The organism is Pseudoalteromonas sp. SR43-3, from assembly GCF_014163875.1.
GTDB lineage: Bacteria > Pseudomonadota > Gammaproteobacteria > Enterobacterales > Alteromonadaceae > Pseudoalteromonas > Pseudoalteromonas distincta.
This window is the reverse complement of record NZ_JACJEC010000013.1, coordinates 86,644-99,428: the sequence shown is the minus strand read 5'-3', so window position 1 is coordinate 99,428 and position 12,785 is coordinate 86,644. Positions and strand designations below refer to the sequence as shown.

The 12,785-nt window shown below is 41.1% G+C and carries 20 protein-coding genes; 2 read left to right on the top strand and 18 right to left on the bottom strand.

Features of this window, described 5'->3' with window-relative positions; genetic code table 11:
• Positions 1 to 1,062: 1,062 nt before the first annotated feature.
• From rplQ to H5088_RS14495, 18 genes are all read right to left on the bottom strand, one after another.
• Complete coding sequence (gene rplQ / locus H5088_RS14580; protein ID WP_002959450.1) at positions 1,063 to 1,464, bottom strand: 50S ribosomal protein L17; 402 nt, start codon at positions 1,462 to 1,464, stop codon at positions 1,063 to 1,065.
• Positions 1,465 to 1,503: 39 nt separating this feature from the next.
• Positions 1,504 to 2,490: a DNA-directed RNA polymerase subunit alpha gene (locus tag H5088_RS14575; RefSeq protein WP_002959452.1), complete on the bottom strand. Its 987-nt coding sequence runs from the start codon at positions 2,488 to 2,490 to the stop codon at positions 1,504 to 1,506.
• A gap of 24 nt (positions 2,491 to 2,514) precedes the next feature.
• Positions 2,515 to 3,135 (bottom strand): 30S ribosomal protein S4, encoded by a 621-nt coding sequence (gene rpsD, locus H5088_RS14570; protein WP_002959461.1) that lies wholly within the window; start codon positions 3,133 to 3,135, stop codon positions 2,515 to 2,517.
• A gap of 21 nt (positions 3,136 to 3,156) precedes the next feature.
• The gene (gene rpsK / locus H5088_RS14565; RefSeq protein ID WP_002959471.1) at positions 3,157 to 3,543 is read right to left on the bottom strand and encodes a 30S ribosomal protein S11; all 387 of its coding nucleotides are present in this window, start codon (positions 3,541 to 3,543) and stop codon (positions 3,157 to 3,159) included.
• Between the two features lie 12 nt (positions 3,544 to 3,555).
• Complete coding sequence (gene rpsM, locus H5088_RS14560; protein ID WP_002959473.1) at positions 3,556 to 3,912, bottom strand: 30S ribosomal protein S13; 357 nt, start codon at positions 3,910 to 3,912, stop codon at positions 3,556 to 3,558.
• 125 nt (positions 3,913 to 4,037) lie between these two features.
• The gene (gene rpmJ, locus H5088_RS14555) at positions 4,038 to 4,151 is read right to left on the bottom strand and encodes a 50S ribosomal protein L36 (protein WP_002959476.1); all 114 of its coding nucleotides are present in this window, start codon (positions 4,149 to 4,151) and stop codon (positions 4,038 to 4,040) included.
• Positions 4,152 to 4,173: 22 nt separating this feature from the next.
• The gene (secY, locus tag H5088_RS14550) at positions 4,174 to 5,502 is read right to left on the bottom strand and encodes a preprotein translocase subunit SecY (protein WP_002959478.1); all 1,329 of its coding nucleotides are present in this window, start codon (positions 5,500 to 5,502) and stop codon (positions 4,174 to 4,176) included.
• Positions 5,503 to 5,512: 10 nt separating this feature from the next.
• On the bottom strand, positions 5,513 to 5,947 hold the full coding sequence (gene rplO / locus H5088_RS14545) for a 50S ribosomal protein L15 (protein ID WP_002959480.1): 435 nt from the start codon (positions 5,945 to 5,947) through the stop codon (positions 5,513 to 5,515).
• Positions 5,948 to 5,951: 4 nt separating this feature from the next.
• Complete coding sequence (gene rpmD / locus H5088_RS14540) at positions 5,952 to 6,134, bottom strand: 50S ribosomal protein L30 (protein ID WP_002959482.1); 183 nt, start codon at positions 6,132 to 6,134, stop codon at positions 5,952 to 5,954.
• A 2-nt stretch (positions 6,135 to 6,136) separates the two neighbouring features.
• A complete protein-coding gene (gene rpsE / locus H5088_RS14535; RefSeq protein WP_002959485.1) occupies positions 6,137 to 6,643 on the bottom strand; it encodes a 30S ribosomal protein S5 in 507 nt (168 codons plus the stop codon).
• 9 nt (positions 6,644 to 6,652) lie between these two features.
• Complete coding sequence (rplR, locus tag H5088_RS14530) at positions 6,653 to 7,003, bottom strand: 50S ribosomal protein L18 (protein ID WP_002959486.1); 351 nt, start codon at positions 7,001 to 7,003, stop codon at positions 6,653 to 6,655.
• A gap of 9 nt (positions 7,004 to 7,012) precedes the next feature.
• Positions 7,013 to 7,546, bottom strand: a complete 534-nt coding sequence (gene rplF / locus H5088_RS14525) for a 50S ribosomal protein L6 (RefSeq protein ID WP_002959488.1) — start codon at positions 7,544 to 7,546, stop codon at positions 7,013 to 7,015.
• 13 nt (positions 7,547 to 7,559) lie between these two features.
• Positions 7,560 to 7,952 carry a 30S ribosomal protein S8 gene (rpsH, locus tag H5088_RS14520; protein ID WP_002959491.1) on the bottom strand — a complete coding sequence of 131 codons (393 nt, stop codon included), beginning with the start codon at positions 7,950 to 7,952 and terminating at the stop codon, positions 7,560 to 7,562.
• A 21-nt stretch (positions 7,953 to 7,973) separates the two neighbouring features.
• Positions 7,974 to 8,279: a 30S ribosomal protein S14 gene (gene rpsN / locus H5088_RS14515; RefSeq protein WP_006794245.1), complete on the bottom strand. Its 306-nt coding sequence runs from the start codon at positions 8,277 to 8,279 to the stop codon at positions 7,974 to 7,976.
• A gap of 10 nt (positions 8,280 to 8,289) precedes the next feature.
• Positions 8,290 to 8,829, bottom strand: a complete 540-nt coding sequence (rplE, locus tag H5088_RS14510; protein WP_010554915.1) for a 50S ribosomal protein L5 — start codon at positions 8,827 to 8,829, stop codon at positions 8,290 to 8,292.
• Positions 8,830 to 8,845: 16 nt separating this feature from the next.
• Positions 8,846 to 9,160, bottom strand: coding sequence for a 50S ribosomal protein L24 (gene rplX / locus H5088_RS14505; protein ID WP_002959496.1), 315 nt, complete (start codon positions 9,158 to 9,160; stop codon positions 8,846 to 8,848).
• 10 nt (positions 9,161 to 9,170) lie between these two features.
• Positions 9,171 to 9,539, bottom strand: coding sequence for a 50S ribosomal protein L14 (gene rplN, locus H5088_RS14500; protein WP_002959498.1), 369 nt, complete (start codon positions 9,537 to 9,539; stop codon positions 9,171 to 9,173).
• A 272-nt stretch (positions 9,540 to 9,811) separates the two neighbouring features.
• On the bottom strand, positions 9,812 to 11,782 hold the full coding sequence (locus H5088_RS14495) for an AsmA family protein (protein ID WP_182753448.1): 1,971 nt from the start codon (positions 11,780 to 11,782) through the stop codon (positions 9,812 to 9,814).
• A 232-nt stretch (positions 11,783 to 12,014) separates the two neighbouring features.
• On the opposite strand from H5088_RS14495, the gene H5088_RS14490 reads away from it, so the two are divergent.
• Positions 12,015 to 12,434, top strand: a complete 420-nt coding sequence (locus tag H5088_RS14490) for a hypothetical protein (RefSeq protein WP_182695845.1) — start codon at positions 12,015 to 12,017, stop codon at positions 12,432 to 12,434.
• 8 nt (positions 12,435 to 12,442) lie between these two features.
• Complete coding sequence (locus H5088_RS14485) at positions 12,443 to 12,643, top strand: helix-turn-helix transcriptional regulator (RefSeq protein ID WP_002959505.1); 201 nt, start codon at positions 12,443 to 12,445, stop codon at positions 12,641 to 12,643.
• Positions 12,644 to 12,785 lie beyond the last annotated feature (142 nt).

The following is a 12,785-nucleotide window of genomic DNA, read 5'->3' as shown; positions in this document are numbered from 1 at the left end:
CTGAATTTTTTAATATCTTTCGATATTGAATTGACTGTGCCGAAGCAACTTATAAATAAGTTACTTCTGTTGGTCACTCAGTTTTCAATTGAGACTCTAATTTGTTTGCCTCGCTACCTAAGTAGCTTAGCTGTTAGAACTCAATCTGTACGAGTGCCCACACAGATGATTGCTTTATATTGTTAAAGAACGTTGCGATTATAAAGTTGAACTTTATCTCGCTAGGGCTGCGCATATTACGCTTTCCTATTTTTTTGTCAACACTTAAATTTAAACTTTCTAAAAAGATTCAATCTAAGTTTTACTTAACACCCTGAGTTGTTCGTGCTTCGCTATGCGTTGCTGTTTCCCGTCTCAGTGGGGTCGCATTATAGGGAGATCCGAAAACAGATCAACCCTTTTTTGAAGAAAACTTGAAATAATGTGCTGTTCGCTGAGTATTTGAGCTAAACGCTCAAAAACACAACTAAACCTCCTGTATTGAGGGGTTTAAAGAGGTATTTAAAGTCAAAGTTATGGTAACTAGTGATCAGTAGAGACATATTTGGATCATCAATGCTGAAAAAGCCAACCAATAAGTTAAGAGTCGTGTTACTAAAATCATTTGAAATAGTCAAAAGCTGAGATTTAAATTCATTGGGCTATATTTTTATTTGAGAAGTGAGTTTACTAAGGCCCCAATGGTTAGCTTTACTATGAGGTTCTTAGTACCGGTATATAGATAAGAGAGCGACCCCATATATCTTCTGAGCAGCTCTAATCACTAAAAACTTCGTTAGGGATTGCTTAATGGTAGTTAAATTCGAAGTGCTATTATTAATAATTGTAAATTACTATATAAAGTGAAAATACTCTTTAACTAAAACCGGATAGGCTATTTTGGATGAATGGTAAGTAAAGGTAACTAGGCTAAGTTATTAAAACAGCAGTCGAAACAACCTATCGATTCAGAATCTATGAGTCGATGCACATAATAGAAGGTAATTACTGGTTCATATAGTTTGACAAATTTTAGGCAAGAAAAAGCCGAGCATAAGCTCGGCTTTTAGGTTTCTTTAAGACTTACTCTGCAGACTGTGCGTCTTCTTGAACTGCTTCGCTAGTCGCTGGGCGACCAACTAGTTCAATATAAGCCATTGGTGCATTATCACCAGTACGGAAGCCACACTTAAGAATACGAGTGTAACCACCTGGACGATCCGCGTTACGTGGACCGATTTCACTGAATAATTTACCAACAACTTCATTATCACGCGTGCGAGCAAACGCTAAACGGCGATTTGCTACACTGTCAGTCTTAGCCAGTGTGATTAAAGGTTCAATTACACGACGTAACTCTTTCGCTTTTGGCAAAGTAGTTTTGATGATTTCATGTTTCACCAAAGAACCTGCCATATTGCTAAACATCGCTTTACGATGGCTACTGTTACGGTTTAATTGACGACCACTCTTACGATGGCGCATGACCCTATCCTTCTAACTAAACTAATATAGTGATTTAGATTATTCAGCTAAGCTTGCAGGTGGCCAATTTTCTAGGCGCATACCTAGAGAAAGTCCACGTGAAGCTAGCACGTCTTTAATTTCAGTTAGAGACTTCTTACCTAGATTAGGCGTTTTAAGAAGCTCAACTTCAGTGCGCTGAACTAAATCACCGATATATTGAATTTGCTCGGCTTTCAAACAATTTGCTGAGCGTACTGTTAATTCAAGATCATCAACTGGACGAAGTAGAATAGGATCGAATTCTGGCTTCTCTTCTTTCTCTTCTGGCTCAGTTACATCACGTAAATCTACGAATGCATCTAATTGCTCAGCTAAGATAGTAGACGCACGGCGGATCGCTTCTTCTGGATCTAAAGTGCCGTTTGTTTCCATATCAATGATTAACTTGTCTAAATCTGTACGTTGCTCAACTCGAGCTGATTCAACCGAGTACGCAATACGTTCAACTGGGCTAAATGATGCATCAAGCAACAATCTACCAATTGGACGCTCATCGTCATCAGAGGATAAACGACTAGATGCCGGCACATAACCACGACCACGTTCAACACGAATACGCATGCTGATCTCGCTGTTATTTGTAGTTAAATTACAAATAACGTGATCTGGATTAGCAATTGTTACATCGCCATCGTGCTGAATATCAGCCGCAGTAACAGGGCCTACACCAGATTTAGTCAGGGTCAGAAAAACTTCATCTTTGCCTTCTAACGTTACTGCTAAACCTTTAAGGTTTAATAGTATTTCAATGATGTCTTCTTGAACGCCTTCTTTCGCGCTGTACTCATGTAATACACCGTCGATTTCAACTTCAGTTACTGCACATCCAGGCATAGATGAAAGTAATATACGGCGTAAAGCATTACCCAGAGTATGGCCAAAGCCACGCTCTAATGGTTCTAAAACTATTTTAGAACGCGTTGGGTTGATAGCGTCGATGTCGACTAACCTTGGTTTTAGAAATTCTGTAACAGAACCCTGCATTTTATCCTCTCTTAACTCTTAACTTTACTTAGAGTAAAGTTCGACGATTAGTTGTTCATTAATGTCCGCAGACAGGTCTGAACGCTCAGGTAGACGCTTAAAGCTGCCTTCCAATTTCTTACCGTCAACTTCAACCCAAGTCGGCTTTTCACGTTGCTCAGCCAACTCTAGAGCAGCGATGATACGTGCTTGCGTCTTAGACTTCTCACGGATTACAACAGTATCTTCTGGAGTAATTACGTATGAAGGAATGTTCACAACACGACCATTAACTAAAATCGCTTTATGGCTTACTAACTGGCGTGCTTCTGCACGTGTGCTAGCAAAACCCATGCGATATACAACATTGTCTAAACGTTGCTCTAAAAGCTGTAACAAGTTTTCACCTGTGTTGCCTTTAAGGCGAGCAGCTTCTTTGTAGTAGTTACGGAATTGCTTTTCTAATACACCGTAGATACGACGTACTTTTTGCTTTTCACGTAATTGTAAACCGTAATCAGATAAGCGACCTTTACGAGCGCCGTGCTGACCAGGTGCAGTCTCAAGTTTACACTTAGAGTCGATAGCTCTTACGCCGCTCTTAAGGAACAGGTCAGTACCTTCACGACGACTCAGCTTGAGCTTAGGGCCCAAATATCTTGCCATGTTATTTCTCCTAACCTATTGTTAAACGCGACGTTTCTTCGGTGGACGACAACCATTATGTGGTATTGGCGTCACGTCAGTAATGTTGGTAATACGGTAACCAGCAGCATTCAAAGCACGTACAGCAGACTCACGACCTGGACCTGGACCTTTAATGAAAACTTCTAGATTTTTTAAACCGTATTCTTGAGCAGCAGTACCTGCACGCTCTGCAGCAACCTGAGCAGCAAATGGTGTAGATTTACGTGAACCACGGAAACCTGAACCACCGGCAGTAGCCCATGATAGTGCATTACCTTGACGGTCGGTAATCGTTACAATAGTGTTGTTGAAAGACGCATGAACATGAGCCATACCATCAGCAACTTGTTTTTTAACCTTTTTACGACGAATTGGTGTCTTAGCCATAATACTATCCCCTTATCGCTTAATAGGCTTACGAGGACCCTTACGGGTGCGCGCGTTAGTCTTAGTTCTTTGACCACGTAATGGTAAAGAGCGACGGTGACGTAGGCCACGATAACAACCAAGGTCCATTAGGCGCTTGATATTTAAAGTAACTTCACGACGAAGATCACCTTCAACAGTGTACTTGCCAACTGCATCACGCAGTACGTCAAGAATTTCGTCTGAAAGTTCACCGATTTTTGTGGTTTCGGCGATACCAGTCGCTTCTAAGATAGCCTTAGAGCGAGTCTTACCTATGCCATAAATAGCTGTTAAACCAATAACTGCATGTTTATGATCAGGGACGTTAATGCCAGCAATACGGGCCACTAACACATCTCCTATATTCGAATTTGGTAATCAAAAGTTTGAAAAGCCCGTAAGGATACTCAAACGAAGACCAAATCACTACTAAAAACACAGGCCGAGAAAACTCAGCCTGCACGACTGTTTACTTAGCCTTGCCTTTGCTTATGCTTAGGCTCACTGCAAATTACGCGTACTACACCAGCACGTTTAATAACTTTACAGTTACGGCATATTTTCTTAACGGAAGCACGTACTTTCATTGCTCAACTCCGTAAACTGACCTTATCGACCGTAGCCTTTAAGGTTCGCTTTTTTCAGCACAGAATCATACTGATGAGACATCAGGTGAGTCTGTACTTGTGCCATAAAGTCCATGATTACTACAACGATAATCAAAACTGATGTACCGCCGAAGTAGAATGGCGTTTGCCACGCCATCGTCATGAATTCAGGCACCAGACAGATAAAGGTTATATACAAAGCACCTGCCAATGTCAGGCGTGTCATCACTTTATCAATGTATTTAGATGTCTGCTCACCTGGACGAATACCTGGGATAAATGCGCCAGATTTCTTAAGGTTATCTGCTGTTTCACGTGGGTTAAAAACCAACGCTGTGTAGAAAAAGCAGAAGAAGATAATGGCCGCAGCTAAAACAAGCGAGTACAACGGTTGACCTGGAGTCAACGTAGTAGCAACAGCTTGTAATACATCAGCGACTGGACCTTCACCTTGGCCGAACCAGCTAGCAATTGTACCAGGGAACAGAATTATACTGCTAGCGAAGATTGGTGGAATAACACCCGCCATATTTACTTTTAGTGGTAAATGCGTGCTTTGGGCAGCAAATACTTGACGACCTTGTTGGCGTTTAGCGTAGTTAACAACAATACGACGTTGTCCACGTTCGAAAAACACTACAAGATAAGTAACAGCGAATACGATTACCGCAACCATCAACAGTACAAAAACATTCAAATCACCTTGGCGCGCCATTTCGACTGTCGAACCAATAGCAGACGGCAAGTTAGCTACAATACCAACAAATATTAGAACAGAGATACCGTTACCGATACCGCGCTCTGTTATTTGTTCACCCAACCACATAAGGAACATAGTACCAGTAACTAAACTCACCACAGCGGTGAAATAGAAACCCATACCAGGGTTAACAACTAACCCCTCCATCATGCCCGGTAAGCTAGTAGCAATACCGATTGATTGAATAGTAGCTAGCACAAGCGTGCCATAGCGTGTGTACTGGCTAATTTTTTTACGCCCTTGCTCACCTTCTTTCTTAAGCTCTATAAACGGAGGATACATATGCGTTAATAGTTGCGTAATAATCGAAGCCGAGATATACGGCATAATACCCAGTGCTAACACTGAAGCTCGCTCAAGTGCACCACCACTGAACATGTTGAACATTTCAACAATGGTGCCCTTTTGTTGCTCGAAGAAATCGGCAAGTACAGCGGCGTCAATCCCAGGGATCGGCACAAATGAACCTAGACGGTAAATTATGATAGCACCCAATACGAAGAGTAATCGGCGCTTCAATTCCGAAAGTCCACCTTGTGCACTTTTTGTATCTTGACCTGGTTTAGCCATTAGTACTTCCTTAGTCTTCTACCTTGCCTCCGGCAGCTTCAATAGCTTCGCGAGCACCTTTAGAGGCTTTAAGGCCTTTAACGGTAACAGCGCGTGAAACTTCGCCAGATTTAACAACTTTAACGAAAAGAACGTTCTTTTTAACTAGACCAGCTGCTTGTAACGCGCTTAGGTCTACCACATCGCCTTCAACTTTAGCGATTTCAAAAAGGTTTATTTCTGCAGATACTAAAGATTTGCGAGAAGTAAAACCAAATTTAGGTAGACGACGTTGCATAGGCATTTGACCGCCTTCAAAACCAACGCGTACTTTGCCGCCAGAACGTGATTTTTGACCTTTGTGACCACGACCACCAGTCTTACCTAGACCAGAACCGATACCACGACCAACACGTTTTGGAGCAGTTTTTGAACCTGCAGCAGGTGAAAGTGTATTCAAATGCATCGAATTAACCCTCTACCTTAACCATGTAAGAAACCTTGTTTATCATACCACGTACACATGCTGTGTCTTCTAACTCAACAGTGTGGTTGATACGACGTAAACCAAGACCGCGTAATGTAGCTTTATGTTTCGGTAAACGACCGATAGAGCTTTTTACTTGTGTTACTTTTACAGTTTGATTTGCCATGGTTACCCCAGTATTTCGTCTACGCGAAGGCCACGTTTTGCAGCGATTGACTGTGGAGAATTCATATTCTCAAGAGCCGAAATCGTTGCACGTACTACGTTGATTGGGTTAGTAGAACCGTAACATTTAGAAAGTACGTTCTGAACACCAGTCACTTCTAGTACTGCACGCATAGCACCACCTGCGATGATACCAGTACCTTCAGAGGCTGGTTTCATGAACACTAGTGAGCCAGCATGACGTCCCTTAACAGGATGCTGTAATGTATTGCCATTTAGGTCTACATTGATCATGTTGCGACGTGCTTTTTCCATTGCTTTTTGAATAGCAGCTGGAACTTCACGTGCTTTACCATAACCAAAACCTACTTTACCTGCGCCGTCACCAACTACAGTTAGTGCAGTAAAGCTAAAGATACGACCACCTTTAACTACTTTAGACACACGGTTCACCGCGATTAGCTTTTCAGCTAGATCAGGCTGTTGTTGCTTTGCTTCTACGTTAGCCATAGTCTACTCCTAGAATTGCAAACCGGCTTCACGCGCAGCATCAGCTAGCGCCTTCACACGGCCGTGATATTTAAAGCCACTGCGATCAAAAGCAATCTTTTCGATGCCTTTGTCAGCCGCACGTTCAGCAACCGCTTTGCCAACTGCTTGCGCAGCTTCAACGTTACCGGTGCCTTTAACTGTTTCGCTAATAGCCTTTTCAACAGTAGAAGCAGCAGCCAGTACATTACCCTCAGCATTTACAACTTGAGCGTATATGTGACGTGGCGTGCGGTGGATAACAAGACGCGTTGTGCCTTGTTCAATATAATTTCTACGAGTGCGTTTAGCACGACGTAGACGAGCTGTTTTTTTATCCATCGTCTTACCTTACTTCTTCTTAGCCTCTTTACGGCGTACATTCTCATCTGAATAACGAACACCCTTACCTTTATAAGGCTCAGGTTTACGGTATGCACGAATGTTAGCAGCTGTTTGACCAACTAACTGCTTGTCTACGCCCTTAACTAGAACTTCTGTTTGGCTTGGAGTTTCAATCGTAATTCCTTCAGGAACTGCGAAATTAACTGGGTGTGAGAAGCCAAGAGTTAAATCTAATGTTTTACCCTTCGCTGCAGCACGGTAACCCACGCCTACTAACTGAAGTTTCTTCTCGTAACCTTCATGCGTACCAACAACCATGTTGTTGATTAGAGCGCGAGCAGTACCTGCTTGAGCCCATGCATTAGCTACGCCATCACGAGGTAAAGTAGTAATAACGTTGTCATTTACTTGTACTTCAACAGCGTTGTTGATTGTACGAGTAAGTTCACCGTTTTTGCCTTTAACTGTGATTTCCTGGCCTTTTAATGTAACTTCTACACCGGCAGGAACAGTAATTGGTGCCTTTGCTATGCGAGACATAGTTCCCCTCCGATTAAGCTACAAAACCAATGATTTCACCACCAACACCAGCACTACGTGCTGCGCGGTCTGTCATTAGGCCTTTAGAAGTTGATACGATAGCGATACCAAGACCACCCATTACCTTAGGTAATTGGTCACGTTTCTTATAGATACGTAAACCAGGGCGACTTACACGCTGGATATTTTCAATTACAGCTTTGCCTTCGAAGTACTTCAACTCGATAGAAAGCTCAGGTTTAGTTTCGCCGTTAACAGCGAAATCTACGATATAACCTTCGTCTTTTAGTACTTTAGCTAATGCTACTTTCAGCTTTGAAGTTGGCATCGTTACAGATACTTTCTTCGCTGATTGACCGTTACGAATTCGTGTGAACAAATCCGCGATAGGATCTTGCAAGCTCATAGTCTTACTCCCATGATTCTATTACCAGCTAGCCTTTTTAAGGCCAGGAATTTCACCGCGCATAGCTGCTTCGCGAACTTTAATACGGCTCATGCCGAATTTGCGAAGGAAACCATGTGGGCGGCCCGTAATGTTACAACGATTACGTTGACGTGCAGGGCTAGAATCACGTGGTAAAGCTTGTAGCTTAAGTACCGCGTCCCAACGATCATCTTCAGATGTGTTAACATCACTGATGATAGCTTTTAGTGCAGCGCGCTTTTCAGCGTACTGAGCAACTAGTTTTGTGCGCTTTGCTTCGCGCGCTTTCATAGAATTCTTTGCCATAACCCTACCCTTATTTCTTAAATGGGAAGTTAAACGCTTCTAACAACGCACGGCCTTCCTCATCAGATTTCGCAGAAGTAGTGATAGTAATATCCATACCGCGTACACGGTCTACTTTATCGTAATCGATTTCTGGGAAGATGATTTGTTCACGTACGCCCATGCTGTAGTTGCCACGTCCATCAAAAGACTTTGCACTTACGCCACGGAAGTCACGAATACGTGGGATAGCGATTGATACCAAACGCTCAAAAAAGTCCCACATACGCTCGCCGCGTAGGGTTACTTTACAACCAATCGGGTAGCCTTCACGCACTTTAAAGCCAGCAACAGATTTGCGTGCTTTAGTGATTAAAGGTTTCTGACCAGAGATTGCTGCTAGATCCGCTACTGCGTTATCTAAAATCTTCTTGTCAGCTAGGGCTTCGCCCACGCCCATATTCAATGTGATCTTTTCGATCTGAGGGACTTGCATGACAGAGCTGAAACCAAACTTCTCTTGAAGTTCAGCAACTACTTTGTCTTTATATACTTCATGCAGTTTCGCCATCATTCTACTCCAACTATTAGATAGTTTTACCAGTAGATTTAAAGATACGTAATTTCTTACCATCTTCAATCTTGAAACCTACACGATCAGCTTTACTCGTTTCCGAGTTGAAGATCGCAACGTTTGATGCATCCATAGATGCTTCTTTCTCAACAATGCCGCCAGCTTGGTTCAATTGTGGAACCGGCTTTTGGTGTTTCTTGATCAAGTTTATGCCTTCGACAAAGATTCGACCAGATTCAGTAACAACTGAAAGCACTTTTCCGCGCTTACCTTTGTCTTTACCTGCTAGTACGATTACTTCGTCATCACGACGTATTTTTGCTGCCATGATTGGCTCCTTACAGTACTTCTGGGGCTAGTGAAACGATTTTCATGAACTTATCATTACGAAGTTCGCGAGTCACAGGGCCGAAAATACGTGTACCAATTGGCTGTAAGTTATCATTTAAGATAACAGCAGCGTTGCTGTCAAAACGGATCAGTGAACCATCTGGACGGCGAACACCTTTTCTGGTACGCACAACTACCGCGTTTTTAACATCACCTTTCTTCACTTTACCGCGAGGAATAGCTTCTTTTACAGAAACTTTAATGATGTCGCCAATCGCTGCGTAGCGACGGTGAGAACCACCAAGGACTTTTATACACTGCACTTTGCGAGCGCCGCTGTTATCAGCAACTTCCAGCTGAGTTTGCATTTGGATCATGTTAATGACCTCCGGTGTAGTAATTACAACGTGTCTTAAATTTGTTTAAAATCAAGACATTTCGATTAAATCCCACTCAAAAACAAACGAGTTGTCTCTTAAGGGCGGGCAATTGTACCAGCATTGAGGGGGTAGCGATAGGTTATTTTTTAATTAATTTGGAGTGATGGGAAATTAAAGCTGAGTAATTACGGCTATGTAGCTATTTTACAGGTGGTTACAAAACAAACAAGGCACCTGTAATGTGCCTTGTTTGTTTAAAGTGTAATAAATTAACCAAATAAACCTTTTAATTTATCTTTAATTTTATCTTTTGCTTTGTCTTTGGCTTTTTCTTTTGCCTCATCGACCTTCTGCTTAGCTTCATCTTTGAGCGCATCACCAACATCTAGCTTTATACCTACATCGTGGAAAGGCCCTTTTATACGTAGTGGTATTTTAAAGCCAGTGCTGTCATCGGTAGTTCCCTGACCTTCGATAGATCCAACTATACCTGTAACCAAACGATAGTTGACCGTTGTTTGCGGTAAATCAACGTCGCCTTCACCTGATATTCTAATAAGTGGGCTGATAAGTGATAGGTCGGTATTTTTGCCAACGCCATTAGTAAAGTTAAAACTTCCAGTTAATGCTGAAAAATCTGTTTGCTCAGATTCTTCAAATCCGGTATCAAGCCCTTCAGATGCAGCACCAAAGTTACCTGAAATGAGTTCCTTACCTTTACGAACCATCTCAGCTATATTTGCACCTTTTACAGCTCCATCAGCAAACTCAAATCCAAGCTTTCCATTAAGCGCACCAATAAACGACTTTTGACTTTGGCCAGTTGTGTTTAGGTTCCAATTTAAAGACCCCTTACCCATTAGCTTGTCAAAACCTGCCGCATCCGTTAATAAAGGCTGTGCATCTATTCCAGCTAAGTCAAAGTTAGTTGATATTTTATAAGGTACTTGCTGTGCGTTTACATTGATAACGCCTTTACCTGACCCTTCATAAGCAGAAAAGCTATCTAGGCTTAGTTTTGCAACGCTATTTTTTAAAGTAACAGTAAATTGATTTGCGCCTAATTTAATATCATTTGCTTTTAATCCACTTGAACGAATCACTACATTTGCATCTAGTGAATTTAATGCACTTAAATCAATTTTAGTGTCATCCCATACTATTGGCTCTGCAGGTTTATCTTCTTGCTCTTCTGGCTCTTCTTGTTTTGCCACTGCTTCAGGTAGATACGGGTTTAAGTCAAGCATACCTAAATCAATATCAGCATTTACTGCTAAACGCTTACCTAGGTTAAGCTCGCTCTTACCTTTTATTTCTAATGCGTCTAACGTCGCAACTAAATCTTCTAGATTAAATTTCTCACCTAGTAGGTGCATTTTACCGTTTACACTAAATCCGTTAAATGCATTGTCTTTAGCGTCTAGCTCTACACCTTGCCATTTCGCAATACTTTTAACAGACTCACCGCTTAGTGCTAACTGACCCTTAATATCTTGGCCTTGCTTAGCTATGCTCCCTTCGAACGTTAAATCAACTAAACGAGAATCTAAGGTTTGTTTAACATTAAAAGTAGCACCTTCAATTGCTTTAGCAGGAGTATCTAATTTTATATCAAGATCAAAACGCTCTTGCATATAAGTAATACCCCCTTTTACTTCTAATGTTTTACGAAGTGAAGGAAGTAAAATAGCGAGTTCTAAATCGCTAATTTGTTGTTTGGCACCTGTTTGACCATCTAGATAAGTAAATGTGCCGCCATAAATAGCAACCTCACCTAACTCAATATCAAAGTTATCTGGAAGCTTTATCGCTTCACCTGATTGGCTCTGCTCTTTTGGTTGCTCTGCAACTGCGTCAAACAACTGCCAATTGGCTTTACCATTTTTGTCGGTTTCTAATAGGATATTTGGTTCGTTTATCACAAACTTATCTAATTTAAACTCACCACCAAATAATGAAAACCAAGGTATGTGTACAGCAAGCTGTTTCATACTCGCCATATCGGCGCGCGAACCTGATTCCATATTTGCAAAATGCACGTCGTTAAGTTCTAACTTTAATGCAGGGAATACGCTAAGTGTTTTATCACCTTTAATAGTAAGAGTGCGCCCAGTTGTTTGTTCTACCTGCTGCGACACTTTATTAAAAATAGTATCTGTAGGGATTAAAAACGGTGCGGCAACAATTAGTGCTATACATAGTAAAAGTATTACACCTACAATTTTAAGTAAGGTTTTCATGATCGTCCTTTAAAACGTGCAAATAATGTTCTTATCATAGCGAGTGTTAGCCTTAAAATCATTGTCGTTCTGATAAAAAAGCTTTTTATTAGATATTACATTCCCATCCTGAATCGCCCCTGAAACATTTTGATACCTTTAGGTTACAAATAAATATTGACCCAATGAAACCTTAAGGTTACATTGATACCTACAGGTTACATATTGTAAAAATTTTAAAAGGAAATGAGCTATGTCTAATTACGATATTAAAAGTGAAGAAAAATTTATGGGCCAAAATGCATGGTTTTCATTATTCATGGGGGTCACTTTATTAATCATTAGTGTTTACCCAATGCTTAATCAAACATCAGCCCCACTATTGTTTTTAGGAACTGCTGCTTTTTTAGGTTCATTCTTTATGTTTGTGATCAGAGGCGGGTTTACATGGAGAATGAAATACCACCTTACATATAAAGATGAGTATTTAAATACCATCGACACTATTGCCTATAAACATGTCATGCTTGGCTTACTTTTTAGTATGGGTGGCGTGTACTTACTCTCCGATACTCTTGCTTTAGAAGTATCTCACAGCATGATGGCTACATTTTACCTTGCTGTAATGAGTTTAATATACGGCGTATCAATTCTTTGGCAAAGCAAAGATTAGGAGCAAAAGTGCAAAATAAAATTGCAAAATACCGCAAAGAAGCAGGCCTTTCTCAACAAGACTTGGCTGATCTAATTGCGGTTTCACGTAAGACTATTAGTACAGTAGAAACGGCACGATTTACCCCTTCGGTAATAATTGCTCTAAAAATAGCAAAGCATTTTAATACCTCAGTTGAAAGTCTCTTTGTACTAGATAAAAATGATTGATACATGTTAAAGCGTTAGTCTCATTCTATTAGCAAAAACACCGATTTAGCTACTTCAATTACAACGTATGGAGGACAGCGCTGTTGTTATTAACGTAATTGCGCTAAAATAGACCAGCAAAAAAATATATATCTAAACCGGA